This window comes from Oryzihumus sp. JJN4-3R (assembly GCF_057747915.1).
The window spans coordinates 2,422,041-2,443,127 of record NZ_CM173229.1 but is presented as its reverse complement, the minus strand read 5'-3'; the positions used below and the strand labels follow the sequence as shown (position 1 = coordinate 2,443,127).

Here is a 21,087-nt window from a genome sequence, read left to right as displayed (position 1 = left end):
AACCATGTGGCACAAACTGGGGGCGGTACGGCATGCAGGAGAATCGGGGGCGATGAGTGACCTCGACGCCCTGCTCGCCTTCGACCGCGACCACCTCTGGCACCCGTACTCCTCGGCGCTGACGCCCTCGACCCCGCACCTGGTCGAGTCGGCCTCCGGCGTGCGGCTGCGGCTTCGCCTGCCGTCCGGCGAGCGCCGCGAGGTCGTGGACGCGATGTCGTCGTGGTGGTGCGCGGTCCACGGGTATGCCGTGCCGCAGCTCGACGCCGCGGCCCACGAGCAGCTGTCGCGGATGAGCCACGTGATGTTCGGCGGGCTGACCCACGAGCCGGCGGTGGAGCTCGGCCGGCGGCTCATCGAGATGGCGCCGCGTCCCGAGGGGGCCGCGCGGTCGCCGCTGCAGCACGTGTTCTTCGCCGACTCCGGCTCGGTCTCGGTCGAGGTCGCACTGAAGATGGCCTGGCAGTTCCACGTCAACGCCGGGCGCCCGCGCCGCAAGATGTTCACGATCCTCGGCGGCTACCACGGCGACACGTTCGCGCCGATGAGCGTCACGGACCCGGTCGGCGGCATGCACACGCTGTTCACCGGGGTGCTGCCCGAGCAGGTCTTCGCCCCGCGCCCGCCGGCCGGCCTCGACGTCGGCCCGGACGACCCCGCGATGGTCGCGTGGGAGCGCACGACCCGGGCCCTCTACTCCGAGTTCGCCGAGGACATCGCCGCCGTCGTGGTCGAGCCGCTGCTCCAGGGCGCCGGTGGGATGCACGTCTACAGCCCGTATGCCGTGCAGGTGCTCGCGAGCCTGGCCCGCGAGCACGGCGCGCTGGTGATCTTCGACGAGATCGCGACCGGCTTCGGGCGGACCGGGACGCTGTGGGCGGCCGAGCGCTGCGGCGTGGTGCCGGACGTGATGACCGTCGGCAAGGCGCTGACCGGCGGCTACCTGACCTTGGCCGCCGTGCTGTGCACCCCGGAGGTGGCTCGAGGCGTCAGCGGCGGGGCATCCGGCGCGCTGATGCACGGGCCGACGTTCATGGCCAACCCGCTGGCGTGCGCCGTGGCCCTGGCGAGCCTGGACCTGCTCGACGCCAACGACTGGACGGCGCAGGTGGCCCGGCTCGAGGCCGGCCTCACCCGGGGGCTGAAGCCGGCCGCCGACCTGCCGCACGTCCGGGACGTGCGCGTGCTCGGCGGCGTCGGCGTCATCCAGCTCGACGAGCCGGTGCGCACCGCCGAGGTCGCTGCGGCGGCGCTGGAGCGCGGGGTGTGGGTGCGCCCGTTCCGCGACCTCGTCTACACGATGCCGCCCTACGTGAGCACCGCCGAGGACGTCGCGGCGATCTGCTCGGCCCTGGTCGGCGCCGTCGCCGAGGTCCACCCCGCCTGACCGGCAGCCGGTCCACGGGCTGACCCCGTCGGCGGCGCCGCGGCCACGGTGCGGCAACCTTGGGTGGTGAGCTGGTTCCTCGATGACCTGGCGGCCCGGGCCGCCGAGCGGGAGCGCCGGGGCCTGACCCGGCGCCTGGTGTCGCACACCCCGGCGAGCCAGGGCGGCCTGCTCGACCTGGCCGGCAACGACTACCTCGGCCTGCTGCACCGCCACGACGTGGTCGCCGGCGCGGTGGCCGCGGCCCGGCAGTACGGCGGCGGCGCGGGCGCCTCCCGCCTGGTCACCGGCTCCCTGGCCGTGCACGAGCGGCTCGAGCAGGCGCTGGCCTCGCTCATGGGCTCCCCGAGCGCGCTGGTGTTCTCCACCGGCTACGCCGCCAACCTCGGCGCGGTCACCGCGCTGACCGACGCCGACACGCTCATCGTCTCCGACGCCCACGTCCACGCCTCGCTCATCGACGCGGCCCGGCTCTCCCGCGCGAGCGTCGCCGTCGCCGCCCACAACGACCTCGCCGACGTCGAGCGCCTGCTGGCCGGCCGCACCCAGGCCCGGGCGATGGTCGTCGTCGAGTCCGTCTACAGCGTGCTCGGCGACGCCGCACCGCTGGCCGAGCTGGCCGAGCTCGCGGCCCGCCACGAGGCGGTCCTGCTCGTCGACGAGGCCCACGGCCTGGGCGTGGTCGGCGAGCGCGGCGAGGGCCTGGCCGCCAGCCTGGGCCTGTCCGGGCTCGACCACGTCGTCCTCACGGCCACCCTGTCCAAGTCCCTGGCGGCGCAGGGCGGGGTCGTCCTCGGCCACGCCGCGGTCCGCGAGCACCTGGTCAACAGCGCGCGCACCTTCATCTACGACACCGGGCTGGCCCCCGCCTCCGCCGGCGCCGCCCTCGCCGCGCTCCGGGCGCTCGACCACGACCCCGTCCTGCCGGCCCGCGTGCGCGCCAACGCCGCGACGCTGGCGCAGGCGTGCGGGGTCGACGCCCCGGCCGGCGCCGTCCTGTCGGTGCCGATGCCCGGGCCGCTCGAGGCCCTGGCCGCCGTCGCGGAGGCGGCGGAGCACGGCATACGGATCGGCTGCTTCCGTCCGCCGTCGACCCCGGACGGCATCTCCCGGCTGCGACTGACCGCGCACGCGCACCACACCCCCGAGGAGATGGACCTGGCCGCCAAGGTGCTGCGCGAGGTGACCCGTGGCTGACCTGCCCCCCGTCATCGTCGTCACCGGCACCGGCACCGAGATCGGCAAGACCGTCGTCACCGCCGCGCTGGCGGTCTCGCTGCGGCACCAGGGACTTCGCGTCACGGTCGTCAAGGCCACCCAGACCGGCCTTCAGCCCGGCGAGCCCGGCGACGTCGACGAGGTCGCCGCGCTCGCCGGGGACGTGCGCACCCGCGAGCTGCTCCGGCTGCCCGACCCCCTGGCCCCCGACGCCGCCGCCCGCGTGGCCGGCGTGGAGATCCCCACCGTGAGCGAGCACGCCGACGACGTGATGCACATCGTCAGGGACGGCGGCGCCGACGTCGTGCTGCTCGAGGGCGCCGGCGGGCTGCTCGTGCGGATGGACGCCGAGGGCGGGACGATCGCCGACCTCGGCACCGCCCTGGAGGCGCGCGGCGCGCGGGTGGGCTTCATCGTCGTGGCCCCGGCCGGGCTCGGGACGCTGAACCACAGCGCCCTGACCGCCGAGGCGCTGCGCCACCGCGGACTGGACTGCCTCGGCTTCGTCATCGGCTCGTGGCCGGAGCACCCCGACCTGGCCATGCGGTGCAACCTCGAGGACCTGCCGTCGGTCACCGACGCCCCGCTGCTGGGCTGGGTCCCCGCGGGCGCCGGGGGCTGGGAGCCGGAGCGGTTCCGCGCCGAGGCCCCGGCCTGGCTCAGGGTTGAATGACCGCATGACCCACGCCACGGCATACCGCATCTGCTTCGTCTGCTCCGGCAACATCTGCCGCTCGCCGATGGGCGAGGTCATCCTGCGCGCGCTGCTGGAGGAGGCCGGGCTGGACGGCGCGGTCGAGGTGTCCTCGGCCGGCACCGGCGGCTGGCACGAGGGGGAGGGCGCGGACCCGCGCACCGTGCGCATGCTGGACGAGCACGGGTATGACGGGTCGGCCCACGTCGCGCACGAGTTCCTCCCCGAGTGGTTCGCGGGGCTGGACCTGGTGCTCGCCGCGGACCTCGGCCACGTCCGCCAGCTGCACCGCTGGGCGCCGAGTGCCGCCGACGCGGACAAGATCCGGCTCATCCGGGAGTTCGACGAGGCGGCCGTCGCCGCCGGGACGGTCGAGGTCGACGACCCGTGGCACGGCGGGGAGGCGGAGTTCCAGCGCTGCCTGGCCGAGGTCGAGGCGGCCTGCCGCGGGCTGGTCGCCCACCTGAGCCGCGAGCTGTCGGCTGCGCGCCGGTGAGGGCGCCACGTCGATGAGGGTGGCGTCGCGCGCGTCTTCCGGCCTGCTCATCGCCGTCCTGGCGGCGGTGCTGTTCGCCGTCAACGGCAACGTCAGCAAGGTCGTGCTGCTGCACGGGCTGTCCTCGCTGGAGCTGGTGTCCGTGCGCAGCGCCGGCACCGCCCTGGTGCTGCTGGCGATCACCGCGGCCACCCGCCCCTCGGCCCTGCGGGTGTCGTGGCGCGAGCTGGGCTTCCTCGTCGCCTACGGCGTTACCGGCATCGCCATGGTGCAATGGCTGTACTTCGTTGCGCTGCAACGGCTCCCGGTCGGGATCGCCCTGCTGTTCGAGTACACCGCGCCCCTCATGGTCGCCCTGTGGGTGCGGTTCGTGCAGCGGCAGCCGGTGCGCTCCCGGCTCTGGCTCGGGCTGGCCTGCGCCCTCGGCGGGCTGGCCCTGGTGGCGCAGTTCTGGCGCGGGCTGGTCCTCGACCCGCTCGGCCTGGTCTCGGCGGTGGGCGCCGGCGCCGCGCTGGCGACGTACTACCTCATGGGCGAGGCCGGCCAGCGCCGGCGCGACCCGATCTCGTTGATGGGCTTCAGCTTCGGCTTCTCGGCGGTGCTGTGGGCCGTGGTGCAGCCGTGATGGCTCTTCCCGGCGGACCGGCTCGGCCAGGCGGTGGAGCTGCCGGGTGTGGTGCCGGGCTCGGCGCCGCTGTGGGCGCTGGTCCTGTGGGTGATCCTGCTGGGCACCGTCGCGCCGTTCCTGCTGGTGCTCCTGGCCGTGACGCGGCTGGGCGCGGCGCGGGTCGGGCTCGTCGGCATGCTCGAGCCGGTCGGCGCCGGCATCATCGCGTGGGTGGTGCTCGGGGAGGCGCTCGCGCCGGTGCAGGTGGTCGGCTCGGTGGTGGTGCTCGTCGGGATCGTGCTCGCCGAGACGGCCCGGCAGCAGGTCGCCCCGCCGACCGAGGAGGCTCCCCTCCCCGAGGGCGTCGCCCCCTAACCTGCCCCGGACAGGGCTGACTCGACGACGACCGCCAGGGCGAGCAGCCGCTCGTCACCCCGGGGGCGCCCGACGCACTGCAGCCCCAGCGGCAGCCCCGCCGCCGTCACGCCTGCCGGCACGCCAACCGCCGGCAGCCCGGCCTGGCTCCAGGGCAGGCTCATCGCCGGGCTCCCGGTGCCGGCGAGGCCCTCGGGTGCCGACCCCACCGCCGACGGGGCCACCCACGCGTCCAGGCCCTCGGCGTCCATCCGGGCGACGAGCCCGGCGCGGAACACCCCGCAGGCCACCCGCGCCGCGTCGTACTCCTCCACCCGCACGGTCTGCCCCTGGCGCACCGCCGCGGCCGTGAGCTCGTGGTAGCGGCTGCCGTGCTCGGCGAACCAGCGCTCGTGGGTCCGCGCGAGCTCGAACCGGCCGACCGAGATCTGCCGGTCCATTACCGCCTCGAGGTCGTCGAGCACCGGCACCACGCGTACCTCCACCCCGGCCGCCTGGAGGACGCGCAGCTGGGCGGCGAAGGCGGCGGCGCCCTCGGAGCTGACCAGGTCCAGGTAAGGGCCCTCCGGGACGCCGACCACCAGCGGCCGCCCGGGCGGAGCCGGCGGGGTCCAGTCGTCGACGAGGACCGCCGCGGCCTGGGCCACGTCGGCGACCGAGCGGGTGAACAGGCCGATGGTGTCGAAGCTGGGCGCGTTGGCGACCACCCCGTCGACCGGGATGCGCCTGTGCGTCGGCCGGAACCCGACCACCCCGCAGTAGGCGGCCGGCCTGATGGTCGAGCCCACCGTCTGCGTCCCGACGGCCAGCGCCACCATCCCGGCGGCCACGGCTGCCGCCGACCCGCTGCTGGAGCCGCCGGGGGTGTGGTCCAGGTGGTGCGGGTTGCGGGTCGGCCCCGGTGCGGCGTGGGCGAACTCGGCGGTCACGGTCTTGCCCGCGACCACGGCGCCGGCGGCCCGCAGCCGCCGCACCACGCCCGCCTCCGGTCCGGCGAGGACGGCCGGGTCGAGCCGGGACCCCGCGCTCGTCGGCAGGCCGTCGACCCGGATGACGTCCTTGACCCCGACCGGCACGCCGAACAGCGAGGGCCGCCGGGCCGGGTCGCTCCAGCGCCGGCCGACGGCCACGGCTTCCGCGCACAGCCGGGCCCGGACGTCGGGCTCCCGCACGAACGCCTGGAGCACCGGGTCGTGCCGCTCCAGCAGGTCCACCGTCCCGGCGGCGTGCGCCACCGGGTCCAGCGTCCCGCAGCGCAGGTGCGCCGCGTCGTCGGTCAGGCTCCGCGGCGGCGGGAAGGGTGGGGTCATCCCCGCAGGCTAGGCCCGCGGCCGTCGACGGTCAGGGACGCCGGACCCGGTATGCCGTGTCGGTGGCGGCGCCCGGTCCGCCCTGCTTGGCTTGCCGGCGAGGGGGCACCCTCGCCAGCGGCCCGCGATACCGGCGCGGGCCCTGACCCAAGGAGCGCGACATGCCCGTCCACGAGGGCCGCTACCCCAACGGCACCCCGAACTGGGTCGACCTGATGGTCGACGACGTCCCGAAGGCCCGCGAGTTCTACGGCGCCCTGTTCGGCTGGGAGACCCACGACGGTCCGCCGGAGGCGGGCGGCTACACCATGGCCCTGCTGGACGGCCGCCCCGTCGCGGGCATCGCCCCCAAGCCCGAGGGCGTGCCGGTCGCCGCGTGGTCGCTCTACCTCGCCGTCGACGACGTCGACGCCGCGACGGCCAGGGCCCGGGAGGCCGGCGCGACGATCACCATCGAGCCGATGGACGTCCTCGACGTGGGCCGCTTCGCCTTCGGCATCGACCCCACCGGCGCCCACTTCGGCCTGTGGCAGGGCAGCAACCACCTCGGCTCCGGCCTCGTGGGCGAGCCCGGCAGCATGGCCTGGCACGAGGCGATGAGCCGCGACTACGAGGCGGCCAAGGCGTTCTACGCCACCGTCTTCGGCTGGACCTACACCGAGATCGGCGAGGGCGACTTCCACTACGCCGTGGTGAGGAACGGCGACCAGGACAACGTCGCCGGGGTCGGCCAGCTGCCCGACCAGACGCCGGCCGAGGTGCCCGCGCACTGGATGACCTACTTCGCCGTCGACGACCCCGACGGCGCGGCGCAGCGGGTCGAGCAGCTCGGCGGCCGGATCGCCATGGCGCCGTGGGACACCCCCTACGGCCGGATGGCCGTCGTGCAGGGCGGCCAGGGCGAGATGTTCGCGCTGGTCAGGCCGGTGCCGGTGCCGGACGCCTCGCAGTCCTGAGCCGCACCGCCGAGGGGGCCGGCAGGTGGCCGTCGTCCCGGGCGCCCTCAGGCGTCTGGGAGGATGGCCACCATGGCCTCGCTTGCTGACGCGACCCCGCCCATCGCCCTCGGCTCCCTCGACGGCCGCTACCGCGGAGCCGTCGCCCCCCTCGTCGACCACCTCTCGGAGGCGGCGCTCAACCGCGAGCGCGTGCGCGTCGAGGTCGAGTGGCTGATCCACCTGACCACCCACGGCGTGATCCCGGGCGTGCGCGCCCTCAGCGAGGGCGAGCAGGCCCGGCTGCGGGCTGTCGTCGAGCAGTTCGGCCCGGACGACGTGGCCGAGCTCGCCGCGATCGAGCGGGAGACCGTCCATGACGTCAAGTCGGTCGAGTACTACCTCAAGCGCCGGCTGACCGAGGCTGCCGAGTCCGACGTCGCGCAGCTCTCGGAGCTGGTCCACTTCGCGTGCACCAGCGAGGACATCAACAACCTCTCCTACGCGCTGATGGTCAAGGGCGCGATCACCGACGTGTGGCTGCCCCGCGCCACGGCCCTGGTCGACGCGATCGCCGCGATGGCCCACGACCTGCGCGACGTGCCGCTGCTGGCCCACACGCACGGCCAGCCGGCCACGCCGACGACCATGGGCAAGGAGCTGGCAGTGCTCGCGCACCGCCTGCGCCGCCAGCTCGCCCGCATCGGCCGGGCCGAGTTCCTCGGCAAGCTCAACGGCGCGACCGGCACGTATGGCGCGCACCTCGCCGCCGTGCCCGAGGCCGACTGGCCGGCCGTCAGCAAGGCGTTCGTCGAGGGCCTGGGGCTGACCTGGAACCCGCTCACCACCCAGATCGAGAGCCACGACTGGCAGGCCGAGCTCTACGCCGACGTCGCCCGCTTCAACCGGGTGCTGCACAACCTGTGCACCGACGTCTGGACCTACATCTCGATGGGCTACTTCGCCCAGGTGCGCGGCCAGGGCACCGTCGGCTCGAGCACGATGCCGCACAAGGTCAACCCGATCCGCTTCGAGAACGCCGAGGCCAACCTCGAGGTCTCCAACGCCCTGCTCGACGTGCTCGGCTCGACCCTGGTGCAGTCGCGCCTCCAGCGGGACCTGACCGACTCCAGCATGCAGCGCAACATCGGCACGGCCCTCGGGCACAGCCTGCTCGCGATCGACAACGTCGCCCGCGGCCTGGCCGGTCTCGACGCCGTGCCGGAGGCCATGGCCGCCGACCTCGACGCCAACTGGGAGGTGCTCGGCGAGCCGGTGCAGTCGGCGATGCGCGCCCTCGCCGCGCAGGGTGTCGCCGGCATGGAGAACCCCTACGAGCGCCTGAAGGAGCTCACCCGCGGCCGCCGGATCACCGGCGAGGACCTGCGCGAGTTCGTCCGCGGCCTGGGCCTGCCGGCCGAGGTGGAGAAGCGCTTCCTCGACCTGACCCCGGCCACCTACGTCGGGCTGGCCCCGCAGCTGGTCGACTACCTGGACGGCTAGTCCTCCAGGGACACCAGCACCCACGCCTCGACCGGCGCGCTCTTGCCCTTGAGCTCCAGGGACCCCAGTCGCTCGGTCACCGCCCCGGGCAGCAGGTCCCGGGTCGCCGACCCGATCGCCACGCGGCCGACCGGGGCCTTGCCCTCCAGCCGGGAGGCGACGTTGACGGTGTCGCCGATGACGGTGTGGGTGCGCCCGCCGGAGGCCCCGAGCAGGCTGACCGAGACCTCGCCGCTGTTGACCCCGACCCGGAATCGGGGCCAGTCCCCGTGCGCGTCGGCGACCCGGCCGGTGGCCTCCTGCAGGGCCAGCGCCGCCTGCGCCGCCCGCCGGGCGTGGTCGGGCTGGTCGCCGCGCTTGTTGAACGTGACCATGAGCGCGTCGCCGATGATCCGGTCGATCTCCCCGCCGTGCTGGCGCACCACCGGCGGGATCGCCACCTCGAAGTAGGCGTTGAGCATGGCGGTGATGTCCTGCGGCTCGTGCTTCTCGGAGAACGTCGTGAAGCCCTGCAGGTCGGCGAACAGGATGCTCATCTGCCGCGCCCCCGACCGCGTCTGGTCCAGGTAGAGGTCGGCGAAGCGCTCCTCGTGCCACTGCAGCTGCGCGCCCCACGCCACCAGCGCGAACGCCAGCAGCATCAGCACGTGCCACTCCCACCAGCTCAGGTGCCAGCTGGGCGCGAACACCACGGCGATCATCGCCTCGGCCAGCAGCACGAACGCGGCCGACATCGCCAGCAGCATCACCACGCGCCGGTGGCGCCACAACGACAGGTATCGCGCGGCCGCCGCGGCATACAGGGCGATCGCCAGCACTGCGGTGACCACCAGCGGGCCGGAGGCCCGCTCCGGGGCCGAGTGGGCGCTCAGCGGGGGCAGCTGGGCGAGGGAGGCCACCGCCCAGAGCAGCATCACGGCCAGCAGGACCAGGCGCAGGACCCGCGCGCGGGCCATGACCCGGACGCCACGCTCGCCCTCCAGGTCGGCGCTGGACCAGGCGGCGAAGCCCGAGCCGATCGCGAGGCCGACCGGGGTGGCGAGGACGAACCCCGCGTTGGGGTGGTCCAGCACCGCCCCCGGGGTGGCGAGCGCGTGCAGTCCCAGGAAGCCGGCCGCGGACAGGAACGCCAGCGACACGAGCATCACCCGGGCGTCGCCGCGGTTGAGCGCCGCCGCCCCGGTGCCGTAGGCGATCACCGCGCTGACCGCCGCCGCGCCCAGCACGAGCCAGAAGTGCGACGGGTGGTGCTCCCACACCAGGTCCAGGCTCGGGCGGCGCAGCAGCAGGAGCAGCCCGGCCAGGGGCAGCACCAGCGCTACCGCCACCGCGACCCGCCGGGTGGCGGCCCCGCGCAGGACCGTGCTCACCGCGGGCTCATTGTGGGGTCGCTGCGGCCGCCCGCAGCCCGGCGAGGTACTCGTGCAGCTGGGACACCACGACCGACCCCTCGCCGACGGCGTTGGCGACCCGCTTGACCGACCCGGCCCGGACGTCGCCGACGGCGAAGAAGCCCGGCAGGCCGGTCTCGTAGGGCAGGGGCGGGCGCTCCAGCGGCCATGCCCCCGCGCCGAGGGCGTCCGCCCCGCAGAGCACGAAGCCGCGCCGGTCCCGCACCACCTGCGGCGGCAGCCAGTCGGTGTGCGGCTCGGCGCCGATCATGACGAACAGGCCGTCGGCCCGCACCGTCTCGGCCTCCCCGCTCGACCGGTCGGCCACCCGCACCTCCTGGAGCCAGCCGGCCCCGCCGCCCCCGACGACCTCGGCGTCGGTGCGCACGGTGATCCGGGCACTGGCGCCGATCTCGTCGGCGAGGTAGGCCGACATCCCGTCCGACAGGGCCGCGGAGCGCACCACGAGGGTGACGTGCGCGGCATACCGCTGCAGGTGCAGGGCGGCCTGGCCGGCGGAGTTGCCACCCCCGACGACGACGGCGTGCAGGCCGGTCAGGCCGTGCGCCTCGGAGACGCTGGCGCCGTAGTAGACCCCGGCGCCGGCCAGGGCCTCGAGGTCGGGGATGCCGAGGCGACGGTAGGAGACACCGGTGGCGAGCACGACCGACGTCGCGGCCACCTCCCCGACGTCGGCGAGGGTCGCGACGAAGCCGCCGTCCGGCGCCGGGCGCACCGACCGCACCTCGCGGGTGAGGACGAACCGCGCCCCGAAGACCCACGCCTGCTGGTAGCCGCGCTGGGCGAGCTCGGCGCCGCTGAGGCCGCGGGAGAAGCCGAGGTAGTTGCGGATCAGCGAGCTCGACCCGGCCTGCCCGCCCAGGGACTCCCGCTCGACGGTCAGCGCCCGCAGCCCTTCCGACGCCCCGTAGACCGAGGCCGCCAGACCCGCTGGCCCCGCGCCGACGATGAGCGCGTCATACCGCGGCTCGTCCTCGGGCAGGGTCGTGCGGATGCCCCACGCCTCGCAGATCTCGGCGTCGGTGGGGTCCTCCAGCACGCTCCCGCCGAGCGCGGCCATCCACACCACGGTGGGCCCGTCGGGGTCCCCGGCGGACTCCACCTCCAGCCGGCGCAGCGTGGCGGTGCCCTCGGCCGAGCCCCGCTCCAGGAAGGCGTGCGGGATGCCGTTGCGGGTGAGCAGGCTGCGCACGCCGTGCGCCCGGGGGTCGTGCCGCCCGGCGACGACGACCACCTCCCGCTCGGCCGTCACCGCCGAGCGGGACCACTCCTGGACGAACTCGGCCACGGCGCGGTGGAACAGCTCGTCGGGGCTGGTCCACGGCTTGAGCACGTAGTAGTTGATGTCCCCCAGGGCCATCGCCCGCAGGATCGCCTCCGCGGTGGGCCGGTGCGCCCACGCGCCCCACTCCACCAGCAGCGCCCGCCGGGCGTCGGGGTGCAGCACCCGGGCCCGGGCCAGCAGCTCGGTGCCGGACAGCCCCGGCAGCCACTGGTCGGCGAGCACCACGGCGACCGGGTCCCCCCGCTCGAGCGCCCCCTCGAGCTGGCGCAGGGCGTCGGCCGAGGTCAGCTCCCCCCGCACCCGGAAGTCCGCCCCGAACCGGCGCTGCAGGGCGGTCTCGATCCGGTCGAGCGAGCCCGGGTCCGGGTCCACGGCCAGCAGCAGGGGTCGGGTCATGCGTCCTCCCGGACCGGCGACGGGACGGGGGCGGGGTCGGAGGTGGGGCGGGGTCGGGGGTGGGGCGGGGTCGTGGTCGCCGGGGCGCGGTCAGGATAGGTTCGCCGCCCCCTGCCGGGCCTCGGCCGTTTGTCGCACCGGCGGCCGCCGCGACACGCCCGCCGACGTCGGGACCTTGGCCTCGGGGAAATACCCCATAGGGGTATAGCGTTCTCGTGGACACGAACCACACGGGCACGGGAGGCGCCATGGCCGGCTACACCGGCAGCAAGGACGACTACCTCAAGCGGCTGCGCCGGATCGAGGGCCAGGTCCGCGGGGTCCACAAGATGGTGGAGAACGACACCTACTGCATCGACGTCCTGACCCAGGTCAGCGCGATCACCAAGGCCCTGCACGCGGTCAGCCTGGGCCTGCTCGAGGACCACGTCGGCCACTGCGTCGTCGACGCGGCCCGGGAGTCCGACGAGGCCGCCGCAGCCAAGGTCGCCGAGGCCTCCGCCGCCATCGCCCGACTCGTCCGCAGCTGAGGAGCGACACGAGATGACCCAGACCACCACGATCACCGTGACCGGGATGACCTGCGGCCACTGCGTGCACGCCGTGACCGAGGAGCTCAGCGCCCTCACCGGCGTCACCGACGTCGCGGTCGACCTCCACGCCGGCGCCGACTCGCCGGTCACCATCACCAGCGCCACCTCCCTCGACCCCGCTGCCGTCCAGGCCGCCGTCGAGGAGGCGGGTTACGCGGTCCGGACATGACCACCGCCCCGGACCACGCGCACGAGGTCGAGCTCGCCATCGGCGGGATGACCTGCGCCTCCTGCTCGGCCCGGATCGAGCGCAAGCTCAACCGGCTCGAGGGCGTCGAGGCCAGCGTCAACCTCGCCACCGAGCGGGCCCACGTGCGGTATGCCGTGCCCCTCACCCCCGCGGACCTCGTCGCGACGGTCGAGCAGACCGGCTACACGGCCACGGTCCTCGAGCCCGAGCGGCCCGGCGGCCACGACCACGCCGGCCACGACCTGCTGCGCACCAGCCAGCTGCGGACGCGCGCGCTGGTGTCCCTGGCGCTGACCGTGCCGATCGTCGTGCTGGCGATGGCGCCGCTGCCGGAGTCGGCGCTGTGGCCCTGGCTGGAGCTGGTCCTGGCCACCCCGGTGGTGGCGTGGGCCGCGTGGCCGTTCCACCGCGCCGCCGCCGTCAACGCCCGGCACGGCGCCTCCACGATGGACACCCTGGTCTCCCTCGGCGTCCTCGCGGCCTACGGCTGGTCCGTGGTCGCCACGGTCACCGGCAACACGATGCACCTCTACTACGAGGTGGCCGCCGTCGTGACGACGTTCCTGCTCGGCGGCCGCTGGGCGGAGTCGCGGGCCCGGGCCTCGGGCCGGTCGGCGCTCCAGGCGCTGCTGCACCTCGGCGCCAAGGACGTCGCCGTGCAGCGGATCGACCCCGGCTCGCGGGTGACCACCGAGGTGCGCATCCCGATCGGCGAGCTCGCCGTCGGCGACCACTTCATCGTGCGTCCCGGCGAGAAGATCGCCACCGACGGCGTCGTCGTGGACGGCACGAGCGCAGTCGACCGCAGCCTGGTCACCGGCGAGTCGATGCCGGTGGACACCGGCCCCGGCGACGAGGTCACCGGCGGCACCATCAACACCAGCGGCCGCCTGGTGGTGCAGGCCCAGCGGGTCGGCGCCGAGACGACCCTGGCCGGCATCACCCGCCTGGTCGAGCGCGCCCAGCAGGGCAAGGCGCCCGTGCAGCGGCTCGCCGACCGGGTCTCGGCGGTCTTCGTGCCCACCGTCCTCGCCGTGTCCGCGCTGACCTTCGCCGGCTGGATGCTGACCGGCCACGCCGTGACCGACGCGCTCAGCGCCGCCGTCGCCGTGCTGATCATCGCCTGCCCGTGCGCCCTGGGCCTGGCCACGCCGACCGCGCTGCTGGCCGGCACGGGCCGGGGGGCCCAGCTCGGCGTGCTCATCAAGGGCCTGGAGGTGCTGGAGAGCACCCGCCGGATCGACACCGTCCTGCTGGACAAGACCGGCACCCTCACCGTCGGCGCCCCGCGGCTGACCCATGTGCGGGCCTCCGGCCGGCTGTCGGTGACGGCCGCCCTGCGAGCCGCCGCGGCGGTCGAGGCCGGCAGCGAGCACCCGGTGGCCCACGCCATCGTCACCGCCGCCCGCGACCGCGGCCTGGTCGTGCCCCGCGTGACCGGCTTCGAGGCCCTGGCCGGGTCCGGCGCCCGCGCCTTCATCAAGGACACCCTGGTCACGGTCGGCAAGGCCGAGCTGTTCGACACCGTCCCGGAGGACATCACCCGGATCAGCACCCCCGGCACGACGACCTACGTCGGCTGGGACGGCGCGGCGCGGGCCGCGCTGACCGTCGCCGACGAGGTCCGCGAGTCCTCCCACGAGGCGGTGCGCGACCTCGGGGAGCTGGGGCTCACGGCATACCTGCTGACCGGGGACAACGCGCAGACCGCGCGCGTCGTCGCCGAGCAGGTGGGGATCGCCCCCGAGCACGTGGTCAGCGACGTGCTGCCGGAGGACAAGCACGCGGCGGTGCGGCGGCTGCAGCAGCAGGGCCGCGTCGTGGCCATGGTCGGCGACGGGGTCAACGACGCGGCGGCCCTGGCCGTGGCCGACCTCGGGATGGCGATGGGCACCGGCACCGATGTGGCGATCGAGTCCGCCGACATCGTGCTCGTGCGCCCGGACGTGGCCGCCGTGGCCGACGCCGTGGCCCTGTCGCGGCGCACCCTGCGGATCATCAAGCAGAACCTCGCGTGGGCGTTCGGCTACAACGTCGCCGCGATCCCCCTGGCCGCCCTCGGTCTGCTCAACCCGATGATCGCCGGCGGCGCGATGGCCCTGTCGAGCGTCCTCGTGGTGACCAACAGCCTGCGGCTGAAGACGTTCCGCCGGCACTGAGCCGGCGCGACCGGACATGACTGGAGGCCGTGACCAGCAGTGCTGGTCACGGCCTCCTCATGCCATGCGGGTCAGACCGTCACGGGACCGCTGGGGGTGTCGAAGGTGACCGAGAGCAGGCCGGGCGTGCCGTGCGGGGCGACGAAGTCGAAGTCGATCACCGAGGAGGTGTACTCCGGCGGCAGGCCGAGCCAGTCGCGCAGCCGGTCGGGGTCGCCGGCGATCTGCAGCCGGCTGATCGTCACGTCGGTCGAGGCGCCCACGGACGGGTGCACCGCCGGGTCGTCCCAGTGGATGTAGTAGGGCAGCTGCGGGTCGGACATCAGCCCCTTGATGCCCAGCTGGCGCCACTTGAGCTCGATCCCGTCGGGGCGGTGGCGGTAGCCGTCGACCGCCTCGCGGCCGAGGCGCTGCTCGGCCTCGGTGAGGTCATCGACGTTGACGACCCAGCCGAGCCAGCCACCGCCGGCCTCGGAGCGGGCGCGGACGGCCTGGCCGAACGGCGCCTTGTCGGAGGCCGGGTGGTCGAGCACCTCGACGACCTCGACATAACGGTCGTGAGCGAGCGGGAAGATGATGTTGCGGGTGCCGAACCTCGGATGGACCCCACCATCGACCGGCTCGACACCGATCTGCTCCGACAGGCGCTGAGCGGTCGCCTTCAGGCCGTCGTGCTCGGCGGCATAGGAGACGTGGTCAACTCGCATGCCGATCATCGTGACACAGCCCGAGGGGTGCTCATGACCGGGGTCACAAACCGGGGACCTCAGTCCCGCGCGAGCGCCCGCCGCTGGCGCACCGCCTCGTAGAGGACGATGGCCGCCGAGGTGGCGACGTTGAGGGAGTTGGCCCGGCCCACCATCGGGATCCGGACCTTGTACGCGGCGGCCGCCAGGATCTCGTCGGTCAGGCCGTACTTCTCCGCGCCCACCGCGACGGCGACCGCCCCGGTGTAGTCCACGTCGGTGTAGTCCAGGTCGGTGTCCGGCGTCGTCGCGACGAGGGCGATCCCGTTGTCCTGCAACCACGTCAGCGTCGACTCGGTGGAGTCGGAGGCGACGGGGACGGAGAAGACGGTGCCCTTGCTGGCGCGCACGAGGTTGGGGTTGCCCCAGTCGGTGACCGGGTCGGCGGCGATGACCGCGCCCACCCCGGCGGCGTCGGCGGTGCGCAGCATGGCGCCGAGGTTGCCCGGCTTCTCCACGCCCTGGCACAGCAGCGCCAGCGGGGCGTCCCCGACCCGCAGGTCGGCGCAGGAGCGCACGACCGAGTCGACCACGGCGAGGAAGCCGTCGGGACCCTCGCGGTAGGCCACCTTCTCGAAGGCCACCCGGCCGAGCTGGACCGTCTCGACGCCCTGCGCGGCGACGCGGCGCACCACGTCCAGCTGCACGCCGGGGTCGAGCATCAGCTCGGGGCAGTAGTAGATCGTGCGGGGCAGGACGCCCGCCTCCAGGGCGAGGTTGAGCTCCTCGTAGCCCTCGATCAGGGTGGTGCCGGTCTCCTCGCGGGTGCGCCGGCGGCGCAGGGCGGTCAGCGACTTCAGGCGTGCGTTCGCTGCCGAGGTGATGATCAGGTCCGTCATGACGGTGCACAGCATGTCAGGCCGGTCGGCCCCGCTGCACCTATCCTGCGAAGTGTCGAAGCGGCTGTCGCCGGCGGCCGCCCCCTCCGACCACGGGAGCAACAGATGGCCACGCGCAGCGCACGCACCGCCTGGGACGGCGGCCTCCAGGACGGCACGGGCACGGTCGAGCTGCTCAGCTCCGGCGTCGGCCGGTTCGACGTCTCCTTCCCCCGCCGGACCGCCGACACCGCCGACGGGGTGACCAGCCCCGAGGAGCTCATCGCGGCGGCCCACTCCTCCTGCTTCGCGATGCAGCTCTCCGGGGTCGTCGGCAAGGCCGGGGGCACCGTGCGGCACCTGGACGTCAACGCCGACGTCTCCCTCGCGCCCGACCCCGCCGGTGGCCTGCGGATCACCGGCGTCCACCTCACCGTCCGGGGCACGGTCGACGGCCTGGACGCCGACGGCTTCGCCGAGGCGGCGGCCACGGCCAAGCAGATCTGCCCGGTGAGCAAGGCGCTGACCGGCACCGAGATCACCCTGGACGCCGCCCTCGCGAGCTGACCGGCCCGCGGCGGCGCTCAGCCGAGGACGACGACGTGCAGGGTGCGCGGGCCGTGCACGCCCTCGACCCGGGTGAGCTCGATGTCGCTGGTGGCGCTGGGCCCGCTCACCCACGTCTGCGGGCGCAGCGGGTCCAGCAGCGCCAGGGCCGTGGGCACGTCGGCCACCACCTGGTCGGCCCGCACGACGCAGACGTGCCGGTCCGGCACGAGCGTGAGGGCGCGCCGCCCCTGGCCGGGGCCGTGGTCCAGCACGAGGGTCCCGGTCACCGCGATGCCGACGGTGGCCGTGGTCAGCACCGCGTCCAGCCGGTCCAGCCCCACCGGTGACCCCGGGTCCTGGACCCGCTGCCACACCCGCCGGGCCACGTCGTCGGGGAAGCCGCGCGGCACGACGACCCGCTCGGTCCCGCGCAGCGCCGCCTCCACGGCCGCCGCGGCCTGCTCCGGCGCGCACCGGGTGACCCGCGCCCGGTAGTCCGCCACCCGCTCGCAGAACAGCCCGACCGGGTCCGCGACCCCCCGGTCGCGGACATAGTCGCGGGCCACGGGGGCGGAGGCCGTGTGCCGTGCCTCACCGAGCGCGGCCCGCACCCGTCCCAGCACCTCCTGCCGGGCGCCCACGGCGCTCATGCCGCGCTGCCCCGGCTCCGGCCGTCGCCCTGACCGCGGACCGTGCCGGCCCACCACGCCCGGAACGACCGCGTCGGCGGGGCCGGCAGGTCCCGGCCACGGGTCCACCGCGAGGCCGGCCACGGCAGGTGACGCAGCGCGATACGGCCGTCGGGCAGGCGGCGCAGGCCCGGCAGGCGGGTGAGTCGCCCGAGCACCCCGGCCACGCGCTCGAGGGCGGCGAGCCGCCGGGGCCGGCCGAAGGTCCAGGCGGCCGCGCGCATCGCGACGGCCTCCGGCGACGGCACCCCGCCGCGGTGGGCGTCCACCACCTGCGAGCGCAGGTGGACCAGCACCTCGGGGATGTCGATGAGCACCGGGCACACCTCGAAGCACGCGCCGCACAGCGTCGAGGCGTAGGGCAGGGAGTCGGTCTGCGCGTCGTGCCCGACCCCGCGCAGCAGCGGGGTGAGGATCGCCCCGATGGGACCGGGGTAGACCGAGCCGTAGGCGTGGCCGCCGGTGCGCTCGTAGACCGGGCAGACGTTGAGGCAGGCCGAGCAGCGGATGCAGCGCAGCGCCTGCCGTCCCACCTCGTCGGCCAGGACGTCGGTGCGGCCGTTGTCGAGCAGGACGACGTGCACCTCCTGCGGCCCGTCGCCGGGGGTCACACCCGACCAGGTCGAGGTGTAGGGGTTCATCCGCTCGCCGGTACTGGAGCGGGGCAGAAGCTGGAGGAACACCTCCAGATCGGCCCAGGTGGGCACGACCTTCTCGATGCCGACGACGCTGACGAGCACCTCGGGCAGGGTCAGGCACATCCGGCCGTTGCCTTCGGACTCCACGACCACGAGCGTCCCCGTGTCCGCGACCGCGAAGTTGGCACCCGAGACGGCAACCCGGGCGCGCAGGAACTTCTCCCGCAGGTGCAGCCGGGCGGCCTCGGCCAGCCGGGCCGGGTCGTCGGTGAGGTCCTCCGGCGCGGGACGCCCCGCCGCGGCCATCTCGCGCCGGAAGATGTCACGGATCTCGGTGCGGTTGCGGTGGATCGCGGGCACGAGGATGTGGCTGGGCAGGTCATCGCCGAGCTGCACGATGAGCTCGGCGAGGTCGGTCTCCCAGGCGGCGATGCCGTGCTTGGCCAGGGCCTCGTTGAGGCCGATCTCCTGGGTGGCCATGGACTTGACCTTGACCACCTCGTCGACGCCGTGCGCCGTGGCCACCCCGGCCACGACCTCACACGCCTCCGCGGCGTCACGGGCCCAGTGGACGTGCACGCCCCGGGACTGCAGCGCCGCCTCGAGGGTCAGGAGGTGTTCGTCGAGGTGGCGCAGCGTCTCGTCCTTGATCGCCGCGCCGGCCGCCCGCAGCGCCTCCCAGTCGTCGACCTCCCCGACGACGGCCGCCCGCTTCGCGCGGATCGTGCCGGTGGCGTGGGCCAGGTTGGCGCGCAGCTGCGAGTCGGCCAGGGCCTTGCGCGCCGCCTGCGGGAAGGCCGGCATCCCCACGAAGGTCGCGCTCACGACCCGTCCCCCGTCGAGGCGAGCACCTCGGCCAGGTGCCGGACCCGGACCCCCGAACGCTGCCGCGAGAGCACCCCGCCGATGTGCATCAGGCAGGAGCTGTCGCCCGCCACGAGCACCTCGGCGCCGCTGTCCACGACGTGCCGGGCCTTGTCCTCCCCCATCGCGACGGAGGTCTCGGCGTTCTTCACCGCGAACGTGCCGCCGAAGCCGCAGCACTCCTCGGCCGCCGGCAGCTCGACCAGCTCCAGGCCGCGCACCGCCCGCAGCAGGCGGGTGGGCCGGTCCCCTACCCCGAGGAGCCGCAACGAGTGGCAGGTCGGGTGGTAGGCCACGCGATGCGGGAACGTCGCGCCGACGTCCTCCACCCCGAGCACGTCCACGAGGAACTCGCTGAGCTCGTAGGTCCGCGGAGCCACCTGCGCGGCGGCCAGGGCGAGGGCCGAGTCGGCGGCGCGCCGGGCCACGAGCGTGTGCTGGTGGCGCACCGACCCGGCGCACGACCCCGACGGCGTGACCACCGCGTCATACCCGGCGAACGCCTCGACGAAGGTGCGCACGACCGGCACCGCCTCGTCGAGGTAGCCGGTGTTGACCATCGGCTGGGCGCAGCAGGTCTGGCCGGCCGGGAACTCCACGTCGACGCCGAGGCGACGCAGCAGCCGCACGGTCGCGCGGCCGGACTCGGGGAACATCGCGTCACCGAGGCAGGTGACCATCAGCGCGACCCTCACGGGACACGACCGTACGCGCGCGCGGCGCCCGCGCCCAGCACCACGGCGTCATCCCGGGTCCGGACCGCGTCGCGGGTCCTTGCTCCCGGGCCCGCCCGACCCATCCGGCGGCGGGTGCGGCACCGAAGGCAGGGTGCGCGCCCGGGACGGCTCGGCCATGCCCGTCGTCCCGGACGTGCCGACCCCCGGACGGCGAGTGAGGATGGGCCCATGAGACTCCAGCGCAGCGTGACGGTGAACGCGTCCCCGGCGAAGGTCTTCGCCTTCCTGTCGGACTTCACCACGACCGAGCAGTGGGACCCCGGCACGGTCCGCTGCCAGCGCACCAGCGGCGATGGCGGGGTCGGCACCGTCTACCTCAACACCTCGAAGTTCCTCGGCCGCGAGACCGAGCTGACCTACACGGTGCTCGAGGTCGACCCGGGCCGGCGCGTGCGGCTGCGCGGGCAGAACAAGACCGTCACGGCCACCGACACGATGGAGATCAGCCCGAACGGCTCGGGCAGCGACGTCACCTACACGGCCGACTTCGACTTCAACGGGGTGGCGAAGTACCTCGCCCCGCTGCTCGCCGGACCGCTGAAGAAGCTCGGCGACGACGCCGAGAAGGGCCTGCGCGAGGCGCTCTCCCGCCTCTGAGCGTGCTCACCCCAGGCGGGCTTTGCTCACCCCAGGCCGCTTCTCGGTCCCGTTCCGGGGCGCAGAACCGGCCTGAAGTGAGCAAAGGCGTCAGGCGAGCAGGGAGAGCAGCACGGGGACGAGGCCGTCCTCGTCGACGTGGCCGGTCACCTCGTCGGCCATGGCCTTGACCTCGTCGGGGGCGTTGCCCATCGCCACGCCGCGGGCGGCCCAGCGAAGCATCTCCAGGTCGTTGCGCTGGTCGCCGACGGCCACCGTGCGGTCCGGCTCGACACCCAGGTGGCGGCGCACCTGCTCCAGCGCCGAGCCCTTGGACACGCCCTCGGGGGCGATGTCCAGCCACGCCGTCCAGCCCACGGCATACGACACCTCGTGCAGCCCGGCGTGCTCGACCAGCCGCATGAAGTCCTCGGCGCTGGCCTCCGGGCTGCGCAGCGTGACACGGGTGGCGGGCGCCGCGACCAGCTCCTCCCAGTCCACGACCCGCAGCGTGCCGGTGAGCTCGCCGTCGGGGAAGGGCTTGCTGAGCTTGAAGCCCACACCGAGCTCCTCGACGGCGACGGCGGCGTCCGGGATCCGCTCGCGCAGCAGGGCCAGGGCCGGCGCCGGGTCGAAGGTCACCACGTCGAGGAAGCGGTAGCCGCCGTTCTCGGAGGGGTCGAGCTCGAGCGTGACCGCCCCGTTGGAGCAGACGGCGTAGCCGTGCGAGAGCCCCAGCTGCTCGATCACCGGCAGCGCCGCCACCGTCGAGCGCCCGGTCGCGATGACCACGTGCACCCCGGCGTCGGCCACGGCACGCACGGCCTCACCCACGGCCGGGGACAGCTCGCCGGCGTGGTTGACCGTGGTGCCGTCGAGGTCGAGGGCGACCAGGCGCTCGGCCATCAGG

22 protein-coding genes are annotated in these 21,087 nt (G+C 74.7%); 13 read left to right on the top strand and 9 right to left on the bottom strand.

All coding sequences use genetic code 11. From position 1 onward, the window contains the following. Window positions 1-52: 52 nt before the first annotated feature. From AC3ANM_RS11480 to AC3ANM_RS11455, 6 genes are all read left to right on the top strand, one after another. Complete coding sequence (locus AC3ANM_RS11480) at window positions 53-1,387, top strand: adenosylmethionine--8-amino-7-oxononanoate transaminase (RefSeq protein WP_488284545.1); 1,335 nt, start codon at window positions 53-55, stop codon at window positions 1,385-1,387. Between the two features lie 66 nt (window positions 1,388-1,453). Further along, window positions 1,454-2,584, top strand: coding sequence for an 8-amino-7-oxononanoate synthase (locus AC3ANM_RS11475; protein ID WP_488284544.1), 1,131 nt, complete (start codon window positions 1,454-1,456; stop codon window positions 2,582-2,584). Continuing rightward, on the top strand, window positions 2,577-3,278 hold the full coding sequence (gene bioD / locus AC3ANM_RS11470) for a dethiobiotin synthase (protein ID WP_488284543.1): 702 nt from the start codon (window positions 2,577-2,579) through the stop codon (window positions 3,276-3,278). Before AC3ANM_RS11475 ends, bioD begins: the two co-directional genes overlap by 8 nt. Before the next feature lie 4 nt (window positions 3,279-3,282). Then, window positions 3,283-3,795, top strand: coding sequence for a low molecular weight protein-tyrosine-phosphatase (locus AC3ANM_RS11465; RefSeq protein ID WP_488284542.1), 513 nt, complete (start codon window positions 3,283-3,285; stop codon window positions 3,793-3,795). Between the two features lie 13 nt (window positions 3,796-3,808). Beyond that, on the top strand, window positions 3,809-4,420 hold the full coding sequence (locus AC3ANM_RS11460) for an EamA family transporter (RefSeq protein ID WP_488284541.1): 612 nt from the start codon (window positions 3,809-3,811) through the stop codon (window positions 4,418-4,420). Window positions 4,421-4,468: 48 nt separating this feature from the next. Then, on the top strand, window positions 4,469-4,777 hold the full coding sequence (locus AC3ANM_RS11455) for an EamA family transporter (protein WP_488284540.1): 309 nt from the start codon (window positions 4,469-4,471) through the stop codon (window positions 4,775-4,777). Here the strand turns inward: AC3ANM_RS11455 and AC3ANM_RS11450 are convergent. Next, entirely contained in the window at window positions 4,774-6,087 is a 1,314-nt protein-coding gene (locus AC3ANM_RS11450; RefSeq protein WP_488284539.1) for an amidase, read from the bottom strand. The genes AC3ANM_RS11455 and AC3ANM_RS11450 overlap by 4 nt on opposite strands. Before the next feature lie 161 nt (window positions 6,088-6,248). Here AC3ANM_RS11450 and AC3ANM_RS11445 point away from each other — a divergent pair, with 161 nt between their 5' ends. Both AC3ANM_RS11445 and purB read left to right on the top strand, forming a co-directional pair. Next, the gene (locus tag AC3ANM_RS11445; RefSeq protein ID WP_488284538.1) at window positions 6,249-7,043 is read left to right on the top strand and encodes a VOC family protein; all 795 of its coding nucleotides are present in this window, start codon (window positions 6,249-6,251) and stop codon (window positions 7,041-7,043) included. 72 nt (window positions 7,044-7,115) lie between these two features. Then, a complete protein-coding gene (gene purB, locus AC3ANM_RS11440) occupies window positions 7,116-8,525 on the top strand; it encodes an adenylosuccinate lyase (RefSeq protein WP_488284537.1) in 1,410 nt (469 codons plus the stop codon). On the opposite strand, the gene AC3ANM_RS11435 is transcribed toward purB, so the two are convergent. Both AC3ANM_RS11435 and AC3ANM_RS11430 read right to left on the bottom strand, forming a co-directional pair. Continuing rightward, window positions 8,522-9,895, bottom strand: coding sequence for an adenylate/guanylate cyclase domain-containing protein (locus AC3ANM_RS11435; RefSeq protein ID WP_488284536.1), 1,374 nt, complete (start codon window positions 9,893-9,895; stop codon window positions 8,522-8,524). The genes purB and AC3ANM_RS11435 overlap by 4 nt on opposite strands. Before the next feature lie 7 nt (window positions 9,896-9,902). Next, entirely contained in the window at window positions 9,903-11,618 is a 1,716-nt protein-coding gene (locus AC3ANM_RS11430; protein ID WP_488284535.1) for an NAD(P)/FAD-dependent oxidoreductase, read from the bottom strand. Between the two features lie 248 nt (window positions 11,619-11,866). Between AC3ANM_RS11430 and AC3ANM_RS11425 the strand changes: the two genes are divergently transcribed. From AC3ANM_RS11425 to AC3ANM_RS11415, 3 genes are read left to right on the top strand one after another with little or no spacing between them, the layout of a single operon-like run. Next, on the top strand, window positions 11,867-12,148 hold the full coding sequence (locus tag AC3ANM_RS11425; RefSeq protein WP_488287947.1) for a metal-sensitive transcriptional regulator: 282 nt from the start codon (window positions 11,867-11,869) through the stop codon (window positions 12,146-12,148). Window positions 12,149-12,161: 13 nt separating this feature from the next. Next, window positions 12,162-12,380: a cation transporter gene (locus AC3ANM_RS11420; protein WP_488284534.1), complete on the top strand. Its 219-nt coding sequence runs from the start codon at window positions 12,162-12,164 to the stop codon at window positions 12,378-12,380. Next, a complete protein-coding gene (locus AC3ANM_RS11415) occupies window positions 12,377-14,560 on the top strand; it encodes a heavy metal translocating P-type ATPase (RefSeq protein WP_488284533.1) in 2,184 nt (727 codons plus the stop codon). The genes AC3ANM_RS11420 and AC3ANM_RS11415 overlap by 4 nt, the downstream gene beginning before the upstream one ends. A gap of 71 nt (window positions 14,561-14,631) precedes the next feature. On the opposite strand, the gene AC3ANM_RS11410 is transcribed toward AC3ANM_RS11415, so the two are convergent. Together AC3ANM_RS11410 and AC3ANM_RS11405 are read right to left on the bottom strand one after the other, a co-directional pair. Continuing rightward, window positions 14,632-15,267, bottom strand: a complete 636-nt coding sequence (locus tag AC3ANM_RS11410; protein WP_488284532.1) for a VOC family protein — start codon at window positions 15,265-15,267, stop codon at window positions 14,632-14,634. 59 nt (window positions 15,268-15,326) lie between these two features. Beyond that, the gene (locus AC3ANM_RS11405) at window positions 15,327-16,145 is read right to left on the bottom strand and encodes a TrmH family RNA methyltransferase (RefSeq protein WP_488284531.1); all 819 of its coding nucleotides are present in this window, start codon (window positions 16,143-16,145) and stop codon (window positions 15,327-15,329) included. 105 nt (window positions 16,146-16,250) lie between these two features. Here AC3ANM_RS11405 and AC3ANM_RS11400 point away from each other — a divergent pair, with 105 nt between their 5' ends. Further along, window positions 16,251-16,691 (top strand): OsmC family peroxiredoxin, encoded by a 441-nt coding sequence (locus AC3ANM_RS11400; protein WP_488284530.1) that lies wholly within the window; start codon window positions 16,251-16,253, stop codon window positions 16,689-16,691. 17 nt (window positions 16,692-16,708) lie between these two features. Here AC3ANM_RS11400 and AC3ANM_RS11395 read toward each other — a convergent pair whose 3' ends face one another. From AC3ANM_RS11395 to AC3ANM_RS11385, 3 genes are read right to left on the bottom strand one after another with little or no spacing between them, the layout of a single operon-like run. Next, window positions 16,709-17,323, bottom strand: coding sequence for a LutC/YkgG family protein (locus tag AC3ANM_RS11395; protein WP_488284529.1), 615 nt, complete (start codon window positions 17,321-17,323; stop codon window positions 16,709-16,711). Beyond that, window positions 17,320-18,804, bottom strand: a complete 1,485-nt coding sequence (locus tag AC3ANM_RS11390; protein ID WP_488287946.1) for a lactate utilization protein B — start codon at window positions 18,802-18,804, stop codon at window positions 17,320-17,322. Before AC3ANM_RS11390 ends, AC3ANM_RS11395 begins: the two co-directional genes overlap by 4 nt. A gap of 17 nt (window positions 18,805-18,821) precedes the next feature. Continuing rightward, on the bottom strand, window positions 18,822-19,544 hold the full coding sequence (locus AC3ANM_RS11385; RefSeq protein ID WP_488287945.1) for a (Fe-S)-binding protein: 723 nt from the start codon (window positions 19,542-19,544) through the stop codon (window positions 18,822-18,824). A 225-nt stretch (window positions 19,545-19,769) separates the two neighbouring features. Here AC3ANM_RS11385 and AC3ANM_RS11380 point away from each other — a divergent pair, with 225 nt between their 5' ends. Further along, complete coding sequence (locus AC3ANM_RS11380; protein WP_488284528.1) at window positions 19,770-20,198, top strand: SRPBCC family protein; 429 nt, start codon at window positions 19,770-19,772, stop codon at window positions 20,196-20,198. 90 nt (window positions 20,199-20,288) lie between these two features. Here AC3ANM_RS11380 and AC3ANM_RS11375 read toward each other — a convergent pair whose 3' ends face one another. Beyond that, entirely contained in the window at window positions 20,289-21,083 is a 795-nt protein-coding gene (locus tag AC3ANM_RS11375; RefSeq protein WP_488284527.1) for an HAD family hydrolase, read from the bottom strand. Window positions 21,084-21,087: the final 4 nt, after the last annotated feature.